Source organism: Nocardia cyriacigeorgica, assembly GCF_010868145.1.
Classification (GTDB): domain Bacteria; phylum Actinomycetota; class Actinomycetes; order Mycobacteriales; family Mycobacteriaceae; genus Nocardia; species Nocardia cyriacigeorgica_D.
The window spans coordinates 57304-80192 of record NZ_JAAGUY010000027.1; the positions used below are offsets into that span (position 1 = coordinate 57304).

Annotated in this window: 24 protein-coding genes; 4 read left to right on the top strand and 20 right to left on the bottom strand. The window is 67.2% G+C overall.

From position 1 onward, the window contains the following. Positions 1-154: 154 nt before the first annotated feature. The 18 genes from GV792_RS24160 to ftsH form a co-directional block, all read right to left on the bottom strand. Entirely contained in the window at positions 155-1087 is a 933-nt protein-coding gene (locus tag GV792_RS24160) for a lipase family alpha/beta hydrolase (RefSeq protein ID WP_163826690.1), read from the bottom strand. Positions 1088-1184: 97 nt separating this feature from the next. Then, positions 1185-1745: an anthrone oxygenase family protein gene (locus GV792_RS24165; protein WP_163826692.1), complete on the bottom strand. Its 561-nt coding sequence runs from the start codon at positions 1743-1745 to the stop codon at positions 1185-1187. Positions 1746-1931: 186 nt separating this feature from the next. Beyond that, positions 1932-2555, bottom strand: a complete 624-nt coding sequence (locus GV792_RS24170) for an FHA domain-containing protein (RefSeq protein ID WP_163826694.1) — start codon at positions 2553-2555, stop codon at positions 1932-1934. A 145-nt stretch (positions 2556-2700) separates the two neighbouring features. Then, entirely contained in the window at positions 2701-3060 is a 360-nt protein-coding gene (locus GV792_RS24175) for a histone-like nucleoid-structuring protein Lsr2 (protein ID WP_163826697.1), read from the bottom strand. 115 nt (positions 3061-3175) lie between these two features. Beyond that, a complete protein-coding gene (gene lysS, locus GV792_RS24180; RefSeq protein ID WP_163826740.1) occupies positions 3176-4642 on the bottom strand; it encodes a lysine--tRNA ligase in 1467 nt (488 codons plus the stop codon). A gap of 188 nt (positions 4643-4830) precedes the next feature. Continuing rightward, positions 4831-5262 (bottom strand): rhodanese-like domain-containing protein, encoded by a 432-nt coding sequence (locus tag GV792_RS24185; protein WP_163826699.1) that lies wholly within the window; start codon positions 5260-5262, stop codon positions 4831-4833. Then, positions 5262-5918, bottom strand: a complete 657-nt coding sequence (locus tag GV792_RS24190) for a cysteine dioxygenase (protein WP_256668149.1) — start codon at positions 5916-5918, stop codon at positions 5262-5264. The genes GV792_RS24185 and GV792_RS24190 overlap by 1 nt, the downstream gene beginning before the upstream one ends. A 178-nt stretch (positions 5919-6096) precedes the next feature. Then, a complete protein-coding gene (locus tag GV792_RS24195; RefSeq protein WP_163826701.1) occupies positions 6097-6891 on the bottom strand; it encodes a type III pantothenate kinase in 795 nt (264 codons plus the stop codon). A gap of 35 nt (positions 6892-6926) precedes the next feature. Next, positions 6927-7346 (bottom strand): aspartate 1-decarboxylase, encoded by a 420-nt coding sequence (gene panD, locus GV792_RS24200; RefSeq protein ID WP_163826703.1) that lies wholly within the window; start codon positions 7344-7346, stop codon positions 6927-6929. 13 nt (positions 7347-7359) lie between these two features. After that, positions 7360-8289, bottom strand: coding sequence for a pantoate--beta-alanine ligase (panC, locus tag GV792_RS24205; protein ID WP_163826705.1), 930 nt, complete (start codon positions 8287-8289; stop codon positions 7360-7362). Then, entirely contained in the window at positions 8286-9233 is a 948-nt protein-coding gene (locus GV792_RS24210) for a Rossmann-like and DUF2520 domain-containing protein (protein ID WP_175584732.1), read from the bottom strand. The genes panC and GV792_RS24210 overlap by 4 nt, the downstream gene beginning before the upstream one ends. Positions 9234-9349: 116 nt before the next feature. Beyond that, positions 9350-10558: a DUF6779 domain-containing protein gene (locus tag GV792_RS24215; protein WP_163826709.1), complete on the bottom strand. Its 1209-nt coding sequence runs from the start codon at positions 10556-10558 to the stop codon at positions 9350-9352. 70 nt (positions 10559-10628) lie between these two features. Continuing rightward, a complete protein-coding gene (locus GV792_RS24220; protein ID WP_163826744.1) occupies positions 10629-11099 on the bottom strand; it encodes a DUF3180 domain-containing protein in 471 nt (156 codons plus the stop codon). Beyond that, a complete protein-coding gene (gene folK / locus GV792_RS24225) occupies positions 11096-11647 on the bottom strand; it encodes a 2-amino-4-hydroxy-6-hydroxymethyldihydropteridine diphosphokinase (RefSeq protein WP_163826711.1) in 552 nt (183 codons plus the stop codon). The genes GV792_RS24220 and folK overlap by 4 nt, the downstream gene beginning before the upstream one ends. Continuing rightward, on the bottom strand, positions 11644-12057 hold the full coding sequence (folB, locus tag GV792_RS24230) for a dihydroneopterin aldolase (RefSeq protein WP_163826712.1): 414 nt from the start codon (positions 12055-12057) through the stop codon (positions 11644-11646). The genes folK and folB overlap by 4 nt, the downstream gene beginning before the upstream one ends. Beyond that, positions 12054-12875, bottom strand: coding sequence for a dihydropteroate synthase (gene folP / locus GV792_RS24235; RefSeq protein ID WP_163826746.1), 822 nt, complete (start codon positions 12873-12875; stop codon positions 12054-12056). Before folP ends, folB begins: the two co-directional genes overlap by 4 nt. A 53-nt stretch (positions 12876-12928) precedes the next feature. Next, positions 12929-13555, bottom strand: a complete 627-nt coding sequence (gene folE, locus GV792_RS24240; protein WP_163826748.1) for a GTP cyclohydrolase I FolE — start codon at positions 13553-13555, stop codon at positions 12929-12931. 129 nt (positions 13556-13684) lie between these two features. Beyond that, positions 13685-16069, bottom strand: a complete 2385-nt coding sequence (gene ftsH / locus GV792_RS24245; RefSeq protein ID WP_163826714.1) for an ATP-dependent zinc metalloprotease FtsH — start codon at positions 16067-16069, stop codon at positions 13685-13687. A 355-nt stretch (positions 16070-16424) separates the two neighbouring features. Between ftsH and GV792_RS24250 the strand changes: the two genes are divergently transcribed. Further along, positions 16425-17369, top strand: coding sequence for a hypothetical protein (locus GV792_RS24250; protein ID WP_163826716.1), 945 nt, complete (start codon positions 16425-16427; stop codon positions 17367-17369). A gap of 42 nt (positions 17370-17411) precedes the next feature. Here the strand turns inward: GV792_RS24250 and GV792_RS24255 are convergent, their stop codons facing one another. Further along, on the bottom strand, positions 17412-18227 hold the full coding sequence (locus tag GV792_RS24255) for a DUF1266 domain-containing protein (RefSeq protein ID WP_163826718.1): 816 nt from the start codon (positions 18225-18227) through the stop codon (positions 17412-17414). Between the two features lie 120 nt (positions 18228-18347). Here GV792_RS24255 and GV792_RS24260 point away from each other — a divergent pair, with 120 nt between their 5' ends. Then, positions 18348-18608: a DUF2277 domain-containing protein gene (locus tag GV792_RS24260; protein WP_163813649.1), complete on the top strand. Its 261-nt coding sequence runs from the start codon at positions 18348-18350 to the stop codon at positions 18606-18608. 138 nt (positions 18609-18746) lie between these two features. Here the strand turns inward: GV792_RS24260 and GV792_RS24265 are convergent, their stop codons facing one another. Next, positions 18747-20078 carry a PucR family transcriptional regulator gene (locus GV792_RS24265; protein WP_163826720.1) on the bottom strand — a complete coding sequence of 444 codons (1332 nt, stop codon included), beginning with the start codon at positions 20076-20078 and terminating at the stop codon, positions 18747-18749. 185 nt (positions 20079-20263) lie between these two features. On the opposite strand from GV792_RS24265, the gene GV792_RS24270 reads away from it, so the two are divergent. Together GV792_RS24270 and GV792_RS24275 are read left to right on the top strand one after the other, a co-directional pair. Beyond that, positions 20264-21871: an aldehyde dehydrogenase family protein gene (locus GV792_RS24270; RefSeq protein ID WP_163826722.1), complete on the top strand. Its 1608-nt coding sequence runs from the start codon at positions 20264-20266 to the stop codon at positions 21869-21871. Further along, a complete protein-coding gene (locus GV792_RS24275; protein ID WP_163826724.1) occupies positions 21872-22705 on the top strand; it encodes an SDR family oxidoreductase in 834 nt (277 codons plus the stop codon). Positions 22706-22889: the final 184 nt, after the last annotated feature.

Consider the following 22889-nt stretch of genomic DNA (forward strand, 5'->3'; position numbering starts at 1 on the left):
CGGTCCACTCTATTGCCGACCGGTGGCAGCACGGTCATTCACTCATAACGCGGCAGTTGCAGGTTTCGTTTCCGGCTCGGTTTTGCCCTCAGCGAACAAAGTGGGAGCGCCGGTCACATCCGGCGTCCAGGGCGAACATCCCATCCGGCCGGACTCAGCCGGTGAAGGGTGCGACGAACTGACACGGCACTTCCCTGGGGTGGGCAGGGTCGAGGGCATTGAGCACGTGGGCAGCGGCACGTGGGCTACCCGCGATCGCGAGATGTTCCGAGTAGTCCTGGGCGCAGCCGTCCTGGACGACGATGTTCGTGGTGTTCGGGCCGGCCGCCACCGCCGAAGTATGGGGCACCACGATCTCCTCCATGCTGCCCACGATGTTGGTGTAGGTCACGTCCGGGTGGTAGATGCCGTCGGCGTTGAGTTCGGCGAGGAACGGCCCACCGGCCGGCATCTGCGCGCAGGCCAGGCACGGGATCGAATTCCACGCCGCACCCAGCCCGACCGCGCGCGCGAACGCGGCGATATCGGCCATTCCGAACGCGGTGGTGCCGAGCCAGGGCACCGCGAGCGCGACGAGTTTGTCCACCTTGTCCGCACCGCCGAGACGTTTGACGAAGTAGTTGCCGACCAGCCCGCCCTGGGAATGGCTGACGATATCGACCTTCTCCGCGCCGGTGGCCGCGAGCACGCGATCGACGAATGCACCGAACTCCGCGGCGTTGTCCTGGACCGGCATCATCCCGCCGAGCGCCGAGATCGGCCACGGCAGGTCGTAGGCGCCGTAGGTCAGCGAATACACGCAATAGCCCTCATTGGCCAGCAGCGCGACGTAGGTGCCCCAGTTCGTCTGGGCTCCGCCACCGGTGCCGTGCGCGAGGACCACCGGGTTCGGATGTTCGGCACTGGGTCGGCAGGACCAGTCGTTGGAGCCGGGCAGGGAGCCGCCTGGGTTGGTCAGTTCTGCCGGTATCCCGGCGAAGAAGTTGTAGACGACCGGATACCGTTCGGCGTGCGCCGCCCCCGCCGAGCTGATCCACAGCGCGGCGAGGACGGCGGCGATGACGGCGGTGGCGGGTGCTCGGCGCATGGCCCCTCCCAAGTTCTAGAACGCGTTTCAGAACGGTACGTCGCGACCAGGGCAGATGCGGCCATTACTGACGGGTAAGTTCGGAAACGAGTTCCACTCAGGGCATCGGCTGGGCGACCGCCATTCGGGTCGGCGCCTGCGCGTTCGTCGCCTCGTCACGCCCCTGCTGCAATCCCGCGGCGAACAGCGCGCCCGAGAGCACCACGAATGCCAGCGTGTGCAGCACACCGCGGACAATATTCCAACGCACCCAAGCGGATTCGAAATCCGCACGCACGGCCGCCGGGTCGGCGATGGCGGCCGGATCACCCGCAGCCATCAACTGATCGTTGAGCGGGACGTTCAGCCCGGCGGTGACCGCGAACGCGATCACGTTGAGCACCAAGGCGACTCCGATCCAGATCAGTGTCATGCGACGGTCGGCCCCGAGGTGCAGCAACGCGGCCAATGCCGTGAACCCGACCGTGCCGAGGAACCCGATCATGAAGGCCGGGTTGATGATCACGACGTTGATCTTCTGCATCGTCTCGATCACCGCGCGGTCGTCCATCCGCGCCAATGCGGGCATCACCGAGATCGCATAGGCATAGAAAACCCCCGCGATCAATCCGGTCGCCACCGTTGCGACCACCAGCGCGACGATTCGGCCTACCGACATGATCTGCTCCTCTCCATCCGGCCGGAGCAGCAGCGCTCCGATTCCGTCTTCGAGTCAACACGGAACGAGGCTGCGCAACCATCGTTGAGAAGCTCGCGCCCATCAGTGAGCGTCTACGCGTACCTCCGCCTGCGCTGCGGCCATGCGCAGGCAGATGGCGGACTTCGTCCGGCAGCGCCCGCTAGATCACAGGTCGCGGTCGGAGATGAGGCCGCTCTGCATGGCGAGGGCGGCCAGGCGGACCCGTTTCTGATTCTGCGGCAGATCCTCGACGCCGAATTTGGCGAACAAGGCGCGCAGGTGGGTTTTGATCGCGTCGACGCTGAGGAACAGCTCCTCGGCGATCTGCTGATTGGAGGCCGGGGTGGCGAAGCCCGCGCCGTGTTTGTACGGGCGGCACAGCGCGACCAGCACCGAACGCTGGGTATCGGTGAGCGAGCGGGCGGTGGGAATGGCCCCGGTGGAGGCGCGGGTGGCATCGTCGGCGACGGCGCCGAATTCGTGGAAGGAGACCAGCGAGGTGCCGACCCGAATGCGATCGCCGGCCATGAGCCTGCGCCTGCCGGTCAGGCGCTCACCGTTGACGAAGGTGCCGTTGCGGGACAGGCCGTCGTCGACGATCGTCCACTGTGCGCCCAGATATTCGACGGCCGCGTGCAGCCGGGAGACCTCGGCGTCCCAGCGCAGGGACAAATCGGCGTGTGTGGAACGTCCGATGGTGACGCGCGGGTGGTCGGGGGTCAGCATGTGTTCGTGCCGATGCCCCTCCGCGTCGGTGAACCGCAGAATTGATCCGACGAAAGCTGTCACGGTGCCATTACCCCAGCTCGACGGGACGACACGGCTCTGGCGGTTACGGACCTGCGCACAGGTCTATCGTGCCGTGTTTCGGCTGCTACAAACAAGGCTGCCGCCGGGGCGTCGCACGATTCGCCCGGCGGCAGCCCTCAATGAATCAGCTCTTGGCTGCCTTGTTGTAGGCATCGGTGATGTCCGCGGAGATACGTCCACGGGCATGCACCTTGTGACCATTCCGGCGAGCCCACTCACGAATTGCCGCGGTTTGTTCGCGGTCCATCGGAACACGGCTCTTGGTGGTGCCACCGGTGGCCGCTGCGGCCTTCACCCGACGCCGGCCACTGACGCGGCGAGCGTTGGCAACCCACTGCTCCATCTCTTCCCGCAGCTTGGCCGCATTTGCCGACGACAGGTCGATCTCGTACGAAACACCATCGATAGCGAACTCGATGGTCTCGTCCGCGATGGACTCACCGTCGACATCGTCGATCAGGCTTACGGTGACCTTCTTTGCCATGAGATGAACGTCCTCTCGAAATCGTGCGACCCGCATACTAGGCCGATTGCCCGAGGCAAGAATACCTCTAATTCGAAAAATGCCAAGACGAGCTGGAGTCGTGCAATCCGATCGCTCAGCGAGCGGCCGGACGCACAATTGGGAACAGTATCGTTTCCCGGATTCCCAAACCGGTGAGCGCCATCAACAAGCGGTCGATTCCCATACCGGTTCCTGTGGTCGGCGGCATGCCGTGTTCCATCGCGGCGAGGAAGTCTTCGTCGAGCACCATGGCCTCGTCATCACCAGCCGCGGCAAGCCGAGCCTGGTCGACGAAGCGTTCACGCTGGATCACCGGATCGACCAACTCCGAATAGCCGGTGGCCAACTCGAAGCCGCGCACATACAGGTCCCACTTCTCGGTGACACCCGCCTTGTCGCGATGCTGCCTGGTCAGTGGAGATGTCTCGACCGGGAAGTCACGCACGAATGTGGGGGCGTACAACTTGTCGCCGTACTGATGCTCCCACAGTTCCTCGACGAGTTTGCCGTGGCCGTAGCCCTTGCCTTCCGGAATTTCCAAACCGACCCGTTCGGCCAGTGCCAGTAATTCCGGAATCGTCGTTTCCGGGGTGACCTCCACACCCAGTGAGTCCGACAGCGACGGATACATCTCGACAGTCGCCCACTCACCACGAAGGTCATATTCGGTGCCGTCGGCGAGCATCACCACCTGGGTGCCGAACGCTTCCTCGGCCACTTCCTGGATCAATTCCCGGGTCATGCGAGCCGAGTCGTCATAAGTGCCGTAGGCCTGATACGTCTCCAGCATCGCGAACTCCGGCGAATGCGTGGAGTCGGCACCCTCGTTGCGGAAGTTCCGATTGACCTCGAACACTCGCTCCAGACCGCCGACAACACAACGCTTGAGGAACAACTCCGGCGCAATACGCAGGAAAAGGTCCATATCGAGGGCATTGGAATGGGTGACGAACGGCCGGGCGGCGGCGCCGCCGTGCAACGTCTGCAACATCGGCGTCTCGACCTCGAGGAATCCGCGACGTTCCAGCGCGTTGCGCAGGGCACGCACGACCGCGACCCTCGTCCTGGCCATTTCCCTGGCCTCGGGGCGCACGATCAGGTCGACATAACGCTGCCGGACCCTGGACTCCTCGTTCATCTCCTTGTGCGCGACCGGCAGCGGGCGCAGCGACTTGGCGGCCATGCTCCATTCATCGGCCATGACGCTCAGCTCGCCGGTACGCGAGGAAATGACCTCACCGTGTACGAAGACGAAATCGCCGAGGTCGACATCGGCCTTCCAGGCCGCCAGCGCGTCGGCGCCGACACCGTTGAGGCTGATCATGGCCTGCAGCTTGGTGCCGTCACCTTCCTGCAGGGTGGCGAAGCACAGCTTGCCGGTATTGCGCATGAAGATGACGCGGCCCGCGACACCGACAATGCTGCCGGTCTGGGTATCGGGCGCCAGATCGGGATGCTCGGCACGGATCTCGGCCAGGGAATGCGTGCGCGGCACGACCACCGGATACGCCTGCCCGCCTTCGGCAAGTAGGCGTTCCCGCTTTTCCCGGCGAATCCGCATCTGCTCCGGAACGTCGTCGACGTCGTCGGGGCGATTGGCGCGGCCCGCGGGAGCCGATGCCGCGGAGCTACCGGTGGAAGGGGAGTTCGGGGTGCTCACGTTGAACTACCCTAGCGTGCACCGGAAACCGTTTCGCGCGCCGCCCGGCCCTGCTGACCCGCTGCTCCCGGCCCGGCGACGCCCGGTTTCTACAGCGAGGCGAGCGCCGCCACCTCACGGGCGAAATGCGGGGCCCGAGACGCCACGGTGAGCAGCCCGGCCGCCTTCAATGCCTGATAGCCGCCGACCAGGTCGGTGGCCCGGTGCAGGCCCAATTGCTGCAGTGATGCGGCCGCGAGGCTGGAGGTGTAGCCCTCCGAGCACAGCACGATCCATTCCACGTCGTGGCCGGTGGCCAGCGCGAGCCGGGCCGAGCTGGACGGGTCGAGGCGCCATTCCAGCACATTGCGCTCGATCACCAGGGCACCGGGCATGGTGCCCTCACGAATCCGCTGCGCCTGCGGCCGAATATCGACCAGGATCGCGCCGCGTTCGAGCGCCTGCGGCAATTCGAACGCATACAGCCTGCGCAGCTGCGTGCGCGCGCTGTCGAGCATCTGGTCGATGGTCTGCGGGCTCATCACATATCACCTTCGGGCTGGTCGGTGAGGACGGTTCGGGTACGCCGCAGACCGCCGTGTCCGGTGAGTTCGTAATAGGACATGGCGGTCAATGGCGGGGAGTAGGCGTGCACACTGAGGGTCGGGTCCAGCGGGCCGATCGAATCGGCGACGGCGATCGGCACGTCGACGCCGGACACCGCGGGCGGCTCCGGTGCGCGCACGACATCGTGCACCCAGCCGATCGGGAACGAGGCCTGATCACCGGCGACCAGCGTGCGGTGGCGTAATTCGGTTCCGTTCCAACGGTATTCGGCGAGCGCCCCACTGAGTACAGTGAGCGCGCCGATGGAACCCGCGTGATCGTGCAGTTCGGTGTACCTGTCCGGGGTCCAGCTGATCAGCCAGACGTCGACCTCGTCATCGGAGAGCAGCCGGGCGGCCCAGCGCTCCTCGGTCGGCCAGTGCCCGTCGGCGGGCAGCAGATGGTCGTAGCGGCCCACCAGCACGTCCTCGGCGCCCTCGTCGGTCAACCGGAGCAGGTCTGCCGGACGCAGCCGAGTGGGCAGCGCGGGCGCGATCGAACGGGTCGGCAGCGGGTTGGCGGCGCGTGCGGCGCGCGCATTCAGCGTGCGGGCGTCACGGGCGGGCGAAAGGGAAAGAACAGAAGAACGCATGAGCGAATCTCCAGGAAGTGTGCAGCGGTCGAGGACATCGGGCGTGCCTCGAACGGTCGAGGCAGGTCAGCCTCGACAACACTCCTGGGTGCTCACACGGAAATACACGTCGATGAGTGTAGCAGGCACATCGGCGCCGAACCGATGACCTGCACCACAGCCGGTCGCGACCACGCTGTCATACGCGGCGGTTGCGCTGATTGCGCTCGTAGACAAGTCGCAGGCCGGTCAGCGTCAGGCGCGGTTCATGATGTTCGATGGTTTCCGATTCCGGCACGATCAGCGGGGCCCCCGCGCCCGTGGCCACGATCGCGACATCGTCACCTGCGAAGGCATCGAAATCGTCGCGGATGCGGTCCACCAGACCGTCGACCAGGCCGGCGAAGCCGAACACGGCACCGGACTGAATGCACTCCACGGTGTTCTTGCCGACCACCGACCGCGGGCGCGCCAGCTCCACCCGGCGCAGCGCGGCACGTTCGATGAGCGCCTCGGTGGAAATCTCCACACCGGGCGCGAGCACACCGCCGAGGAACTCCCCCTTGGCCGACACCAGGTCCACACAGGTCGAGATACCGAAGTCGATGACGATGGCCGCGGAAGCGAACTTATCGAAGGCGGCGAGGCTGTTCACGATCCGATCAGCGCCGACTTCCTTCGGATTGTCGACCAGCAACGGAATACCGGTGCGCACACCGGGTTCCACCACCACATGCGGTACGTGATTCCAGTACCGCTCCAACATCAGTCGCAGCTCACGCAGCACCGGCGGCACCGTGGACAGCGCCGCGACGCCGACCACCTCGTCCAGATGGGTGCCGACCAGCCCGCGCACCTGCATGGCGAATTCGTCGGCGGTCAGCAGCGGATTGGTGTGGATTCGCCAGTGCCGCGCCAGTTTCGCGTGCGCACCGCTGCCGGAGAACAGCCCCAGCTCGATGCTGGTGGTGCGGACGTCGATCGTCAGCAGCATATAAGGATCCCGATCCTCGGCCTCGCCTGCGGCTATCAGACGAACGACAGGTCGCGTGGGGTGAGCAGGCCGGAACCCTCGGGTGCGTGCGCAGGATCGGAACCGAGCTCGACCGGACGGTTGCGGTCGTCGACGAAGACGACCTTCGGCGAGTACTCCTTCAGCTCCCGCTCGTCCATCATCCCGTAGGCGATCAGAATGACCAGATCACCCGGGTGCACGAGATGGGCGGCGGCGCCGTTGATCCCGATGACGCCCGAACCGCGCTCACCGGCGATCACGTAGGTCTCGAGGCGGGCGCCGTTGTTGATGTCGACGATGCAGACCTGCTCACCTTCGAGCAGATCGGCGGCGTCGAGCAGATCCTGGTCCACTGTCACCGAGCCGACGTAGTGCAGATCGGCGTGGGTCACCGTGGCGCGGTGGATCTTCGACTTCATCATGGTGCGCAACATCGTCGTCGCCTTCCTATACCGATACCTGGGCGGGCGGGGTGCTTGGATTGGGGTGGCCGTCGATCGTGGCGCCGAGGGTGACCGGCATGTTGTCGATCAACCGGGTGGCGCCGACCTTGGCCGCGATGAGCAACCGGGCATTGCCGGAGGCAGGCGCGGCGTCGAGGTTCGACGAACGCAGTTCGAGGTAGTCGATCTCCAGACCGGAAGCGGCTTCGAGGACGGCACGCGCGGCCCGCAGCACACCATCGGCGCCGAGTCCGCCCGCGCGGGCACCGGCGATCAGCGCGGCCGACAGGGCCGTGGCCGCCTCGCGCTGGCCGGCGTCGAGGTAGCGATTGCGCGAGGACAGCGCAAGGCCGTCGGCTTCACGCACGGTCGGCACGGCGACGATCGACACGTCGAAGTTCAGGTCCCGCACCATCTGCCGGATCAGGGTGAGCTGCTGATAGTCCTTCTCGCCGAAGAATGCCTCGCTCGGCCTGGTGATCTGCAACAGCTTGGCGACCACGGTCAGCATGCCCGCGAAGTGCGTTGGGCGCGTTCCGCCCTCGAGCTCGACACCGAGCGGGCCGGGGTGCACTGTTGTGCGCGGACCCTCGGGGTACATATCCGCCACGCTCGGCGCGAAGACCAGGTCGACGCCCTCCGCGCGCAGCAATTCCACGTCGGCGTCGAGGGTGCGCGGGTATTTGTCCAGATCTTCGCCCGCACCGAACTGCAGCGGGTTGACGAAGATCGAGACGATCACGACGGTATTGGTCCGCTTGGCGCGGCGCACCAGCTCGAGGTGGCCTTCGTGCAATGCGCCCATGGTCGGCACCAGTCCGACGGTGCGGCCGACGCCGCGCAGCGCCTTGGCGACCGCGGCGACCACCGACGGGTCGTGGTGCACGGTCAGCTCGCCCGGCTTATAGGCGCCGCGCAGGTTCGGGTCCATCATCGACGCTCCTCCAGCATTTCGATCAGGGCGGCATCGGAATCGACCCGCTCGGCGGTGCGCAAGGACAGCGCCCGGTAGCTCGCGGCCAGGCGCGGGTCGAGTTCGTCGAGGGCGCGCAGATGTGCGGCGACAGCGTCGGCGTCGCCCCTGGCCACCGGACCGGTCAGGGCGGACTGACCGCGGCGAAGGGCATTGTCGAGGGCGGCCGAGGCCAGCGGGGCAAGCAGCCGTTCGGCCAGGCCACCGGGCTGATCATCGACGGCCTGCTGGCCGAGCAAACCGGGTCCGTCGAGGGCGGCGCGCAGCGCGGCGACGGCGTCGACGATTACCGTGACCAGGTGATTGCTGCCGTGCGCGAGCGCAGCGTGGTAGAGCGTGCGGTGCTCCTCGGCCACCCGCACCGGCTCTCCGCCCATCTCGATGACCAGCGACTGCGCGATGGCGTAGCCGATCTCGTCGGCGGCGGTGATACCGAAGCAGGAGTTGGCCAGTCGGGCCAGGTCCTCGTCGTGGCCGGTGAAGGTCATGGCGGGATGGATGGCCAGCGGGCGGGCGCCGAGTTCGGTGAGCGGTGCGAGCACGGCGACGCCGTTCGCGCCGGAGGTGTGCGCCACGATGGTGCCTGGCCGGACCACACCGGCCGAGGCGAGGCCACGCACCAGGCCGGCCAGTTCGTTGTCGGGTACGGCGAGGATCAGCAGTTCGCTGCTTGCCGCGACCTCCTCGACCGGAAGCACCCTGGATTCGGGCAGACGGGTACGTGCCCGATGCACCGACGCGTCGGAGATCGCGGAGACGCCGAACACCACGTGCCCGGCACGTTCCAACGCGACGCCGAAGGCCGAACCGACGCGTCCCGCCGAGACGATTCCCACCGTCAGTCGTGCGGGCGCGGGATCGGGTCCCGACGCGGCGTTGCCAGAAGTCACGCTTGGCGAGGTCAACAGTGTCCTCTCGGATGTCGTTCCAGTCCCGCTCGGCGGGTACCAGACGTTACGTCACGAGAATATGGGCAAGGTCCGCCATGCGCCATGGCCCGGCCCCGTGATCTACGCCGCAGTCAGCGCGACCCGTTGCTCTGCTCGGACTGCAGATTCGCCAGGATCTCGGCAACCGACAGCCGCTTGGACGAGGAATCGTCGGACTCCGATTCGGCCCGTCGGCGGCGCCGCGAGCTGGCCGAACCGAAGGTCGGGGCGGTCTGCGCAGGGCGGGCGGAGGTGGCTGGGCCGGCCGACGCTTCAGGCGCGGTCGGCGGCCCGGCAGGGGCTGTCGACGGGCCGGCAGAGGTGGTTTCCGGGGCGGACGCGCCCATCGGGGCCGGTGTGCCGGACACCGAAGTCGGCGGGGCATCGGTTCCAGCCGATGTCGATCCGGCCGCGACGTCCGGCTCGGATTCGGCTTCGCGCGGGGCCGGCGGACCCATCACCGTCCGGGACTGCGCCGCAGGAGCTGGTGGGCCGACCACGATGTGGTCTGCCGCACCCCATGCAGCGGCCCCGGATCGGTAGGCGTCCGCCAGCGCGGCGTCGGCGTCCGGGTCCGAGGAACTCTCGGCGAACGCGTCGGCCCAGCTTCCGCTCGCGGCTGTCGCGTCGGCGGCGGTGTCCGCCTCGTCGCGGTCGAGGGTGATGATCGAGGTCTCCGCCGTGACCGGATCGTCGAAGGGGCTGGCGAAGACCGGCGGCTGTGGATGATCGGTGTCGTAGACGGGGGTCACCGAATCGCGAGGCAGCCGCGGTCCGACCCAGCCGTCGGCATTCGCCGAGTTAACGTTCGCCGAACCGGCCGGTCGGCCGGTGAGTTCCTGGATGCGCGTTGAGTCGGCCCGCAGCGCCGGACGATCCATCGGCAGATCTCCGTCGAAGAGCCGCTGCAGGTTCTGCCGCAACACCGTCAGCTCTGCCCGCAGCGCGGCCATCTCGGCGGCATCGGCGCCGACTTCCTGACGCACACGCGCCTCGACACCGAGCTCGTATTCGCGCCGGGCCGAGATCTCGCGGTCGAGCTGCAGCTCATAGACCGTCTGCAGGTCGCGGACCTTGGCCTTGTCGACTGTGGATTCCTTGCGGTACTTGGTCGCGGCCAGCGCGCCGAGCACAGCCGCCCAGAGCGCCGCTACCAAGCCGATCCGAATGAATTGCAAGCTATCGCTGAAAATCAGGAAAATACTGGCAACCAAGCCGAGCAGAATCAGCGCACCGACGAACATTTTTCCCGCATAGTCCCGCCGTAGAGGGGAGCTGCTGGTACGGGAGGGTGAAACCATGCCCGCCAGGGTAGCTTGGATGTCGATGGCGGCCCAGGTTCCGGGGTGGTGATTCACCCAACCATGTTAGCTATGTGGTAGCTGGATCATCGGTCGGATCGTCGGGCGCGCGGCAGCAATATTCGAGCCACAGCGCCGCCGCCACCAGCGCCACCGCGGCACCCAATCCGATCAAGGCACCTGGCACGTCGGCGTCGGCCGCATTCAAATCACCACGCTGGGGAAACACCCAGATGAGGAACCCGAGCCAGACCCCCGCCGCCAACGAACCCACCTGCGCCGAAGCCTTGGCCATGGCGACCGCCCGCGCCGCGGTGATCGGATGCAGCTGATGCGGTCCGTCACCGATGCGATGCTCATTGATCCTGGCGCGGATGATGAAGCCGAGCGCCACCTCGATCGCCGCCACCGGATACAGCGATGCCCCCGCGAAACTCGAGATCGGCGGGAAGCTGCCGTAGGCGATGCGAGTGGCGGCCCAGGCCAGGGCCGCCGCGATCACGAGGTTCGCGGTGAGGTCGAGGACGCGTGTCGGCTTCAGCTGTTGCACTGGTTCGCTCCCCCGGCGACCAAGGTCAGGGCGGTCCGGTGCACACCGTCGCGTTCGGCGGCGTCCAGCTCCGCCACCAGATCACACACGCGGCGCACGTGGCCGTCGACCTCGAGTTCGGCTCGCGGCTCCACCTCCAGCCATGGCACCAGCACGAAGGCCCGGCGATGCGCCTGCGGATGCGGCAAGGTCAGGTCGGGGTCGGCGCTGCGGCAGGCCACCGGACCCGACGGCCCGTCCTGCGCGCACCACACCACGTCGACGTCCAATGTTCTTGCACCCCAGCGCACCTCACGCACACGGTCGGCGGCTTGCTCCAATTCCTGCCCCCTGCGCAACCAGTCGACGCATTCGAAGTCCGGATCCGCCACCACGACTACGGCGTTGAGATAGTCGTCCTGCTCGACCCCGCCCCACGGCGCGGTCGAATACACCGGCGACACCGCGACAACGCGCGATCCGAATCCTTCGATCACACTGCGCAGATAGCCGAGGCGGTCACCGAGATTGGAGCCGATGGACAGGACCGCGCGACTCATCGGGCCGCCTGTTCCCGCTGCCGGGTGGTGACCACGCGAACGTCGGCGAAGGTGTGCGGGATCGGCGCGGACGGTTTGTGCACAACGACTTCCACGGCATCGATGCGCGGCTCGGCCACCATCACCGCATCGGCGATCTCACTGACCACGGTCTCGATGAGATCTCGCGGCGGTCCGGCGACGATGCGCACCGCGAGTTCGGCGAGCGCGCCATAGTCGACGGTGTCGGCGAGATCATCGGAAGCCGCCGCGGCGGCGAAGTCGACCCAGACCGTCAGGTCGATCAGGAACTCCTGGCCATCACGCTTCTCGTGGTCGAACACACCATGATGACCGAAGACGCGCAGTCCGCGCAGCTCGATCCGATCGGGCGCACGCCGCGACGACGCGGGCCCTCCTACCTCGGTCAACGAACCACCCCTGCCGAGCCCGCCGCGCGCTGCCAGGCATCGGTCACCATGACGGCATCCAACGAGGCCCGGACATCATGCACCCGGACGCCCCAGGCGCCGTGCAAGGCGGCCAGCGCCGAGATGGTTGCGGTCGCGGTCTCGCGGCCGTCGGGCGGGCGCGGGCCGGCTTCGTCGGCGAGCAGCGTGCCGAGGAAGCGTTTCCTGGAAGCGCCGATCAGCACCGGGAAACCATCGGCGATGAACTGCGGCAGCGCGCCGAGCAGCGCCCAGTTGTGTTCGGCGTTCTTGGCGAATCCCAAGCCTGGATCCAGAATCAGCCGCGCCGGATCGACACCGGCGGCGATGGCATGACGCACCTGCGTGCCCAGCTCCGCACGCACCTCGGCAACCACATCGTCGTAGTGGTCGGCCGGACCGGTGTGCCGGTAGTCGGCGCCCGCCCGCCAGTGCATGAGAATCCACGGGATATCGGCACCCGCAACGACCTTCACCATATCGGCGTCGGCGCGGCCACCGGAGACATCGTTGACCACGGACACCCCGGCGGCGATGGCAGCCTCGGCGACCTGTGCGCGCATGGTGTCGACACTGACCGGCACCCCAGCGGCGACGAGTCCACGGATGACGGGGACCACCCGAGCCGTCTCGGTCTCGGCATCCACCCGGACCGCGCCTGGCCTGGTCGACTCACCGCCGACGTCTATGATGTCGGCGCCGGCTTCGAACAACTCGATCCCGTGCCGGATGGCCAGCTCCGGATCGAGGTAGCGGCCACCGTCGGAGAACGAATCGGCCGTGACGTTCACGACTCCCATCACCACGCACGATCGGCCCGCGCGCGGCGTCACCCCTGGCTGCGGTGTGTGACTCACTTGCGCAGGATCAGATCGAGCGCCTCGGCGCGCGAGGCGGCATTGGTCTGGAGCAGTCCGCGCACCGCCGAGGTGGTGGTGCTCGCGCCCGGTTTACGGATGCCGCGCATGGCCATGCACAGATGCTCGGCCTCCACGACGACGATCGCGCCGCGCGGATCCAGCTTGCGCATGACGGCGTCGGCGATCTGGCTGGTCAGCCGCTCCTGCACCTGCGGTCGCTTGGCGTACAGATCGACCAGCCGGGCCAACTTGGACAGGCCCGTCACCCGGCCGTGTGTGCCCGGGATGTAGCCGACATGCGCCACACCGTGGAACGACACCAGATGGTGTTCACAGGTGGAGTACAGCGGGATGTCGCGCACCAGCACCAGTTCCTGATGTTCCTCGTCGAAGGTGGTGTTGAGCACCGCGTCGGGTTCGAGGTAGAGCCCGGCGAACATCTCGCGGTAGGCACGCGCCACCCGGGCCGGAGTATCGCGCAGACCCTGTCGATCCGGGTCCTCACCGACGGCGATCAGCAGTTCCCGGATCGCGGCCTCGGCGCGCGGCTGGTCGAAGGGCTTACCTGTGTGCAGCGCGACGAGCGCGGTCCCGTTCACCTCTGGTCCCGGATCGTCCAGGACGGGCCGACCGGGCGCGATTGGGGCTTGGCCGTAGCTGTGATCGTTGGCCGACAATCGAGGACACCTCCAAATCTCAGGGCGCGGGCAGATCGCCCGGCCCCGAGGATCGAGCGTAATCGGCGCTGGTCAACCCCTGCCGTTCGGTCCTTCCCAGTCCCGATTCGCGCCCTCGGGACCGGAGTTGTCGGGGTAGCCACCACGATCGTCGTAACCGCCGCGATCGTCGTAACCGCGTTCGGGCTGGTAGCCGTGCCGCGGCCGACCCTCACCCGGGTCGGGCCAGGCACCGAAACCGCGCTCGCCGGAGGGCTCCTGCGGTTCCTCACGCGGCGGCCAGCCGGGCGCCGACCAGCCGGCGGGCGCGCCGTAATCGGGACGGGAACCGTGCGTGGCCCCCGGGCGCTGATAGCCCGGCTGCTGCGGCATCGGATACCCGGCGGGCTGCTGGACCGGACGGCCGTGCTGCGGCTGCGCCGGGTAACCACCCGCTGGCGGGTACCCGTTGGCCGGCGCCGGTTCCCGAGCCGCGGCGGCTGCGGCGGGCAGCGGCGGCGCGACGGGCTCCGGCGGCCACGGCTCTCCGCGCTCGGCGGCCAGTTCGCCCGGGGTCTTCACCGGCGGCTTGTCCGAGGGCACGCGCTCGCCGAAATCGTTGAACGCGGTGATCCGCGGACGCTTGACCACGGCGGCGAGGATCTGCTCGAGATCCTTGCGGTGCAGGGTCTCGCGCTCGAGCAGCGCGGTGGCCAGATCGTCGAGGACGTCGCGGTAGTCGTTGAGAATGGACCAGGCCTCGGTGTGCGCGGCCTCGATCAGGTTGCGCACCTCCTCGTCGATGGCACCGGCGACCTCGTGCGAGTAGTCCGACCCCTGTCCCATCGAACGGCCGAGGAACGGATCGCCCGCCTCCTGGCCGTAACGCACCGCGCCGAGGCGCGCGCTCATGCCGTATTCGGTGACCATCGCGCGGGCGATCTTGGTGGCCTGATCGATATCGGAGGACGCGCCCGTGGTTGGCTCGTGGAACACCAGTTCCTCGGCCGCGCGACCACCCATGGCCATCACCAGGCGGGCGATCATCTCCGAACGGGTCATCAGGCCCTTGTCGTCCTCCGGCACCGTCATGGCGTGACCGCCGGTGCGGCCGCGGGCGAGGATGGTGACCTTGTAGACGGGCTCGATATCGGGCATCGCCCAGGCCGCCAGCGTGTGGCCGCCCTCGTGGTAGGCGGTGATCTTCTTCTCGTGCTCGCTGATGATGCGGCTCTTGCGGCGCGGACCACCGATGACCCGGTCGACCGATTCCTCGAGCGATTCGCCGGTGATCGCCGAGCCGTTCTCACGCGCGGTGAGCAGCGCGGCCTCGTTGATGACGTTGGCCAGGTCGGCGCCGGACATGCCGACGGTGCGCTTGGCCAGACCGTCGAGATCGGCCTCGGGTGAGATCGGCTTGCCCTGCGAATGCACCCGCAGGATGGCGCGGCGACCGGCGAGGTCGGGATTGCTGACCGGGATCTGCCGGTCGAACCGGCCAGGGCGCAGCAGCGCCGGGTCGAGAATGTCGGGACGGTTGGTGGCGGCGATCAGGATGATGCCGGTGCGGTCGCCGAAGCCGTCCATCTCGACGAGCAGCTGGTTGAGGGTCTGCTCACGCTCGTCGTGGCCACCGCCGAGACCGGCGCCACGCTGACGGCCGACCGCGTCGATCTCGTCGACGAAGATGATGCAGGGGCTGTTCTGCTTGGCCTGTTCGAACAGGTCGCGCACACGGGAGGCGCCGACACCGACGAACATCTCGACGAAGTCCGAACCGGAGATGGTGAAGAACGGCACGCCCGCCTCGCCAGCGACCGCGCGCGCAAGCAGCGTCTTACCGGTACCGGGCGGACCGTAGAGCAGCACGCCCTTGGGGATCTTCGCGCCGAGTGCCTGGTAGCGCACCGGGTTCTGCAGGAAGTCCTTGATCTCGTAGAGCTCTTCGACGGCCTCGTCGGCACCAGCCACATCGGCGAACGTGGTCTTTGGCATGTCCTTGGACAGCTGTTTGGCCTTCGATTTACCGAAGCCCATCATGCCGCCGCGACCACCGCCCTGCATCCGGGACATCACGAAGATGAACAGGCCGAGCAGGATGATCATCGGCAGCACGAACAACAGGATCTGAGTGAGCCAGCTGTCCTGTTTGACCACCGTGTTGTACGGAGCGCCGGACTTCTGCACCGCGTCGAAGACCTGCGCGGAGGTCTGGCTGCCACCCGGGTACTTGGCGATGATCTTGGACTCGCCGCCGGTGGCGTCGTTGCCGTTGTTCAGTTCGATCCGCAGCTGCTGCTCGCGATCATCGATCTGAACGTTCTTGACGTTGCCTTGGTCCTGGAGCTGGCTCAACGCCACCGAGGTGTCGACGTTCTTCCAGCCGCGCGTGTCGTTGCCGAAATAGCTGAACAGATAGATAACGAGCAGAATGCCCGAGACTATCGCCAGGGTGCGAAACACAGTCTTGCGGTTCATAGAGCGTCGGCCGGGCGGCCAGTCCTTTCCGGTGTCTCCGGTTCTTGCCTAGCGATGCGTGCGGATGCGGACAAGCCACGTTACCGCGTACGGTCGACCCGATACATCGCGCAGTTCGGCCGGTGATGCAGTTCAACAGGTAAACGGCCGGAGAACGCCCGTGGTTCCCGATCTCGCCGGCCTGGTTTGTGCCGAGTGGTCACAATCATGGCACGTTCGGCCTATCGTGAGCGACGGCACAGTGCAGTGCCCGTGAGCACCGTGCTCCGGCAACGCGTCGCGAACCGCCGCAGGCGCAGGCTTGTGCACCAGGTACGACCCCGAGAGCACCCCAACCACATAGAGCGCAGGGGGTATGGACATAGTCGAGCTACGGACACCCACAGCGATAGTGCGTCACGGCCGGGGGCGGCTGATCGTCCTACGACCTGGCACCGACGGCGAGCGTGTGCTCGACGTCCCGGTGACCGACCTGTTGAAGGTCCGCCTGAACCGGCGCGCCGACGATGCGGTCGTCATCGAGATCTATCTCCGATATCCCACCCCCGTCCTCACGGGTGTGCCCGCCGACCGGACGCCGCTACCGGTGCTGATCGCCGAGCACGATGTGCCCGCCGCGGTCGAGATCGTCGACCGGATCAATGATCAGATCCTGGATTTCCAGCGTGTCGACGTCGCGGCACCGGATCTCACCCCGCCCGCGCCGGAATGGAACTCGGGAGTCCCCGTCCGTGCCGATGTGGAGCGCGCGGTGCGCCGGATGGCGCCGCGCAAGGAAGCCAAATCCGCGATCAACGCCTTGCATCGATTCGCGACGGCCGACGAGTACGTGCTGGAAACGGCGCTGGCCGTCGCGCACCCCCCCGCTGGCCACGGTCAGGGACTGCTGGCCGCCACCACCGCGCGGCTGCTGTTCATCTCCATCGGCACCGGCGAACGCTATGCCCATGAGCTGGCCGTCCCGGCCATCATGTGGGCGCGCAGCACCGACGGCCCGGCGAGTGCGCCCGGCGAGATCGGCACCGTTCGCACCGATACCGGCATCGACGTGCACGACGGCAATCAGTCGCTGCACTTCACCGGCCTCGATCGTGCCGACACCCAACGCGTCACCTGTGCGGTGAACTTCGCGATCCGGCTCGAATCCGCCGATGGCGCTGCAGGCCCCGCCGACCCCGGCACCGCGCAGCTGTACGCGGAGTGGGAGCTGCTGGTTGAACGGCATTCGCTCGGCATGGTCGACGACACTCAGTTCCAGCGGTACGGCCGCGGGATTCTGCGTTCGCTACCGGGGGTGTAGCAAGGCTCGGGCGGCGGGCTCCGGTATCGCGGGGCCCGCCGTTCAGTTCAGGCCGATGCGCCGCCACGGGCTGGTCGGCCGCGTCCACAGGCGCAGCAGCTCCATCCTGCGGTCGACGCCGCCCTCCTTGAGCACGGCGAGATCCTCGGTGGCCTGCCAGTAGGTCCAACCGGTCAGGTAGGCGTCGCCGAACTGACGCCAGTTGCGGTAACGCCTGCGCGCCAGCGGTAGCGCACGAGCAAGATAACCCCAGGCGATATCGGCCTCGAGGTACCCCGCGGTGAAGGCCATCCGCGCGACCGCGACCACCCGTGCCAGATCCCACGCGTAGATATCGCCGGGAAGCGGCCTGGATAGATGATCGGTGAAGCCGATCTTGATCGCCTGGGACCAGATGTCGTAGTCACGGACCAGCGCTTCGGGATTCTCCATACCGCGGAACGAGCCGACCTGACGCAGAAACGCCCGGTGCCGATCGGCGCGCTCACCGAAGCGGTCGCGCTCGCTGGCATTGATCGAGGCCGAGACCAGCGGATGCACCAGCGCATAGAGCGGTGCGTGCATGCCGTCGAGCAGCTGTTCCATCGACGCGCGCGCCTCGGTGCCGTCGGTGATGCCCCACGCGCCGGTGAGAGTATCGATGGCCAATTCGCGGCGATCGCCGAGCGGGTGCTCACGTTCGGGGCCGAGCAGCAATTCGTCGTGGAACGCGTCCCAGCGGGCCGAATAGAATGCGCCGAGCGCCAGCGCGCGTAATTGATCGTCGGAGATCTGCGCACCGGACCAGTGGTCATCCTCGCGCTGATCGAGCTCCTTGTACGGGAATGTTGTCAACGTGGGTAGCGCGCGGGCAGGCATAGGGCGAGTGTAGGTGCCGACAGCCGCATGGTGGCCTGTTCGCCGAGCGCGTTCAAAGGTTTTTCACATCATCGAATTCTTGGCCTGCCGAGGGCGGTACCGGAGGGCTAGTGTGCATTCATGTGTAGAAACATCACCGTCTTGCGTGGTCTGGAGCCTGCCGCGACCGAGCAGGAAATCTATGCCGCCGCATTGCAATACGTGCGAAAGGTCGGTGGCCTGACCGGCCTGAGCTCCACCACCAAACCCGCAGTCGACAAGGCCGTCGCCGCGATCGCGGCCGCGACGACCCAGTTACTGGCGGAGCTGCCCGATCGCCGGGTGCCACCGAGCACCGAACCACCGCTGCGCCGGATCGCCGCCCGCGAAGCACAGGCATAGCAGGCGCTGCCGGCGCCGGCCGTCCGCAGACCGCGCATAGCCGCAGCGAAGGCGGAGGTACGCACAGAAAACGCTGCCGGCCCCGGCCGTCCGCAGACCGCGCATGGCCGCAGCGAAGGCGGAGGTACGCCTGGCGGATCAGCTGGCTTCGGGCAGCACGTCGGCCCCGTAGGCCGCGACGCAGGCGAGCGCGGTCTGCAACGGCAGCGCCCGCTGGTCGATCGGATGACCGAGCAGTTCCTCGATCCGCTGAATGCGGTAGCGGACCGTGTTCTTGTGCACGCCCAGCTGTTTCGCGGCGGCCTCTGGGCTGTGCTGACAGCGCAGATACGCATGCAGGGTCTCGCGAAGCCGGGCCGCGTTCGCGTCGCGCCGGGCAAGCGCCCGCAACTCCCGTGCGATCAGTGCGCGCATCGCCGCCTCGTCGACGCCGGCCAGATACGCGACCTCCACCTCACGGTAGGCCGTGACCCGCGGCCCGTCCCCCGCCCCGCGTTCGGCGACATGACGTGCCGCCATCGCTTCGGCATGGCTGCGCCGGAAGCCGGTGACCCGATCACCGGGAACACCGAAAGCGATCCGCACCGGCGCCTCGACCACCCGCGCGACAACCTCCGCAGCCGGCGCCGCGCCCTGCTGGGCATCCAGCCCGATCCAGGCCCACATGCTGCTGGCCCCCGAGGCGACGGTGAGCACGCGGTTGCTGCCGAGTTCGGCCGCCAGCCGTGCGGTCACGCGGTCGAGCAATCCACTCATCTCGCCGTCACCGCCCGACTCCGCAGGCTCGTCTGCCCAGAGCACCACACCCAGATGCTGCTGGTTCAGCCGGTAGCCGAGCCGAGTCGATGCCTGTTCGACGTCGATGTCGTCGCCGGCGAGTAGGGCCCGCACGGTTTCGGTGCGGCGGTTGAGCGCGGCGCGCAGTACCCGTTCGCGCTCCTCCATGTAGGTCTCGGTCAGGGTCTCCACCGACGCGCCGACCCACTGGGTTGCCCGTTCGAACATGCGCAGCATCACCACACGTTCGATCGGATACGGCGTCGGCCGCTGATCGAGGGCATCGGTGAAGAAGTCGAGTACCGCTGCCAGCCCGACGTTGTAGGTGCGCAGCAACAGCCTGAGTTCGAAGCCACGGCGGGCGACGGTTCTGGCGAACGCATGCGCTTGTTCGGGAAGCACCGGATCGATGGTGTCGCTGGTGAGACCGCTGAGCACGACCCTGGCGTGCGCGCGGGTGCTCGCCGCGAGATCGCGGCGCATATCTCGGTCGGCGAGTTCGGGGATGCGCGCGACGATCGCGGAATCGAGCCGGTCGACGATCTGGTCGAGTGTTTCGGTCCGCATCGTTTCGTAGACGAATTCGGCCAGCCAATATCGGACCCGCTCGTTCATGGAGGCCGATTCACCGACGGCGAGCCGGTCGGGTGGGTCGAGCGGGACGGGAGGCGCGTCGTGCACCGGATTCGTCATCTGTCACCTCGCGGTCGGCGCGACGCACCGAATTTGTATCGAAAGTCCAAACCAGTCCGCACCGGTTGACATATCGAGCCAAGAATGTCGCCGATAATTGTGCCACGATCATAGTTCAGTGAGCTGATTCACAGCGAACAGCCGCCGAGGAAGCCCGAGGCCACGACGCAGTGGGAGAGCAGACAGTGACCGACACCGAATCCGCAGGCACGACGAAACGAACGACAACGCGTAAGAAGGTCTCCGCCGCTGCCGCGGTGATCGAGGTGCGTAATCCGGCCACCGGCGAGGTCGTCGGCACGGTGCCCGACGTCTCGGCCGACGATGTGGCGGCCAAGGTCCGCGAACTGCGGCTGTACCAGCAGGAGTGGGAGGCCATCGGCCCCGAGGGCCGCAAGGAATGGTTGCTGAAACTGCAGGACTGGCTGATCGACAACACCGAACAGCTGGCCGACGTCCTGCAGTCCGAGACAAGCAAGCCCCGGGTGGATGCGCTCATCGACCCGGCCTTCTCGGTCGATCTGACCGGCTACTACGCCCGTCGCGCGGCGAAGTTCCTCGCCGATGAGAACCCGTCCCCGCACAGCCCGCTGGCCCGGGTCAAGAAGCTGTCGATCGCCTTCAAGCCGTATCCGGTCGTCGGGGTCATCACGCCGTGGAACTTCCCGCTGGCCATGCCGGTGATCGATGTGATTCCGGCGCTTGCCGCCGGTGCCGCGGTGATCCTCAAGCCATCGGAGGTGACACCGCTGTCGGCACTCGAGCTGGCGCGCGGCTGGGCCGAGATCGGTGCACCGCCGGTATTCGCGGTGGTCACCGGCGCCGGGGCGACCGGCGCCGCGGTGGTGGACAACGCCGATTACATCCAGTTCACCGGTTCCACCCTCACCGGTCGCAAGATCGCCGCCGCCTGCGTCGAGCGGATGATCCCCTACAGCCTGGAACTCGGCGGCAAGGATCCGGCGATCGTGCTGGCCGACGCCGATATCGATCGGGCCGCGAACGGCATCGCCTTCGGCGGCATGTTCAACGCCGGGCAGGTCTGCATCTCGGTGGAGCGGGTCTACGTGGAAGCGCCGGTCTACGACGAGTTCGTCGCCAAACTGACCGCGAATGTCGCGGCCCTGCGCCAGGGTCTCGACGACCGCACCCCGAACCACGACGTGGGCGCGCTGGCCAACGAGAACCAGGTGAAGATCGTGCAGCGGCACGTCGACGAGGCCGTCGCGGCCGGTGCGAAGGTGACCACCGGCGGTAAGCGCACCGGCGTCGGCACCTTCTTCGAGCCGACAGTGCTGGTGGACGTCGACCACTCGATGTCGTGCGTCGCCGAGGAGACCTTCGGCCCGACCCTGCCGGTGATGAAGGTCGCCGATGAGGCCGAGGCGATCCGGCTGGCCAACGACTCCATCTACGGCCTGTCGGCCTCGGTGTGGACCGGCGACAAGGACCGCGGCGAGCGGGTCGCGCGGCAGCTGTCGGCGGGCGCGGTGAACATCAACGACGTCTTCAGCAATATGTTCAGCTTCGCCCTGCCGATGGGCGGTTGGGGCAACTCCGGCGTCGGCGCCCGCTGGGGCGGCCCGAACGGGGTGCGCAAATACTGCCGGGCACAGGCGATCACCAAGCCGATCCTGCCCACGCAGGAAAAGGAACTGATCTGGTTCCCGTACGAAGTACCCAAGATCCTGTTCGCGCTCGGCGCGATGCGGGCGGCGGGTGCCCGCGGTCTGCGCCGGCTCGATGTAGCGGCCCTGCTGCGACTCAAGGGCAATGCGAAAGGTGAGAAGTAAATGGCAGACGCGATGAAGATTCGCGGCAAGGTCGTCGTCATCACCGGCGGCGCGCGTGGCATCGGCTTGGCCACCGCGACGGCACTGCAGGCGCTCGGGGCGAAGATCGCCATCGGCGATATCGATGAGACGACGGTCAAGGAGTCGGGCACCAGCCGCGATTTCGACGTGTACGGCCGCCTGGACGTCACCGACTCGAGTTCGTTCGAGGCCTTCCTCGACGAGGTCGAACGCACACTTGGTCCGATCGATGTGCTGATCAACAACGCGGGCATCATGCCGACCGGCAAGCTGGTCGACGAACCCGATCAGGTGACCCGCCGCATCCTCGACATCAATGTCTACGGCGTCATCCTCGGGTCGAAGCTGGCGTTGGCGCGGATGCTGCCGCGACGCAGCGGGCACGTCATCAATATCGCGTCACTGGCCGGTGAGACCCATATTCCCGGCCTGGCGACCTATAACGCCAGCAAGCACGCGGTGCTCGGATTCACCGACACCCTGCGCGAGGAGTATCGGGGCTCGGGCCTCAGCTTCTCGTCGGTACTGCCGACGCTGACCAATACTGAACTCGGTTCCGGTGTCAGCACGCCGAAGATCTTGCGTCCGGCCGAGCCGGAGGAGATCGCCGACGCGATCGTCGGTCTGATCGCAGCGCCGAAATCCAAGGTCCGGGTGACGGCCGTGGCGGGGGCCATCGCGCAGGTGGTCAATCTGCTGCCGGAGTCGTGGGCCGACGGGTTGGCACGGGCGCTGGGGTCGACCAACACCTTCCTCGACGATGTGAACACCGATCAGCGCAAGGCGTACGAGGAGCGCGCCAGGAACGCCTGATCTGTGGCGCGGACTACCCGGCGCCGTGGCCGTCCCCGTGATGGTCGCGGCGCCGTTTCACGTTCCCAGTTGTGGTGGTCATGACGTTGCGCAAACCAGATTGTGACCAACATCACCAGACATCGGCGCCCCGTCGGATACCTGCCCGGACGCACGGCTGCACGGCCCGTATCCGACCCTCCCG

Coding starts and splice junctions, on each gene's coding strand:
- panC (WP_163826705.1), bottom strand. CDS start 8,289: ATGATGGACCCGAACCTGCGCGGCGCCTATAAGCCGGGCGAGCTGACC.
- folP (WP_163826746.1), bottom strand. CDS start 12,875: ATGGGAGTCGTGAACGTCACGGCCGATTCGTTCTCCGACGGTGGCCGC.
- GV792_RS24255 (WP_163826718.1), bottom strand. CDS start 18,227: ATGCCTGCCCGCGCGCTACCCACGTTGACAACATTCCCGTACAAGGAG.
- GV792_RS24160 (WP_163826690.1), bottom strand. CDS start 1,087: ATGCGCCGAGCACCCGCCACCGCCGTCATCGCCGCCGTCCTCGCCGCG.
- panD (WP_163826703.1), bottom strand. CDS start 7,346: ATGTTGCGCACCATGATGAAGTCGAAGATCCACCGCGCCACGGTGACC.
- GV792_RS24250 (WP_163826716.1), top strand. CDS start 16,425: ATGGACATAGTCGAGCTACGGACACCCACAGCGATAGTGCGTCACGGC.
- GV792_RS24175 (WP_163826697.1), bottom strand. CDS start 3,060: ATGGCAAAGAAGGTCACCGTAAGCCTGATCGACGATGTCGACGGTGAG.
- GV792_RS24185 (WP_163826699.1), bottom strand. CDS start 5,262: ATGAGCCCGCAGACCATCGACCAGATGCTCGACAGCGCGCGCACGCAG.
- ftsH (WP_163826714.1), bottom strand. CDS start 16,069: ATGAACCGCAAGACTGTGTTTCGCACCCTGGCGATAGTCTCGGGCATT.
- GV792_RS24165 (WP_163826692.1), bottom strand. CDS start 1,745: ATGTCGGTAGGCCGAATCGTCGCGCTGGTGGTCGCAACGGTGGCGACC.
- GV792_RS24260 (WP_163813649.1), top strand. CDS start 18,348: ATGTGTAGAAACATCACCGTCTTGCGTGGTCTGGAGCCTGCCGCGACC.
- GV792_RS24215 (WP_163826709.1), bottom strand. CDS start 10,558: ATGGTTTCACCCTCCCGTACCAGCAGCTCCCCTCTACGGCGGGACTAT.
- GV792_RS24275 (WP_163826724.1), top strand. CDS start 21,872: ATGGCAGACGCGATGAAGATTCGCGGCAAGGTCGTCGTCATCACCGGC.
- GV792_RS24190 (WP_256668149.1), bottom strand. CDS start 5,918: ATGCGTTCTTCTGTTCTTTCCCTTTCGCCCGCCCGTGACGCCCGCACG.
- GV792_RS24195 (WP_163826701.1), bottom strand. CDS start 6,891: ATGCTGCTGACGATCGACGTCCGCACCACCAGCATCGAGCTGGGGCTG.
- GV792_RS24265 (WP_163826720.1), bottom strand. CDS start 20,078: ATGACGAATCCGGTGCACGACGCGCCTCCCGTCCCGCTCGACCCACCC.
- lysS (WP_163826740.1), bottom strand. CDS start 4,642: ATGCGGATTCGCCGGGAAAAGCGGGAACGCCTACTTGCCGAAGGCGGG.
- folK (WP_163826711.1), bottom strand. CDS start 11,647: ATGAGTCGCGCGGTCCTGTCCATCGGCTCCAATCTCGGTGACCGCCTC.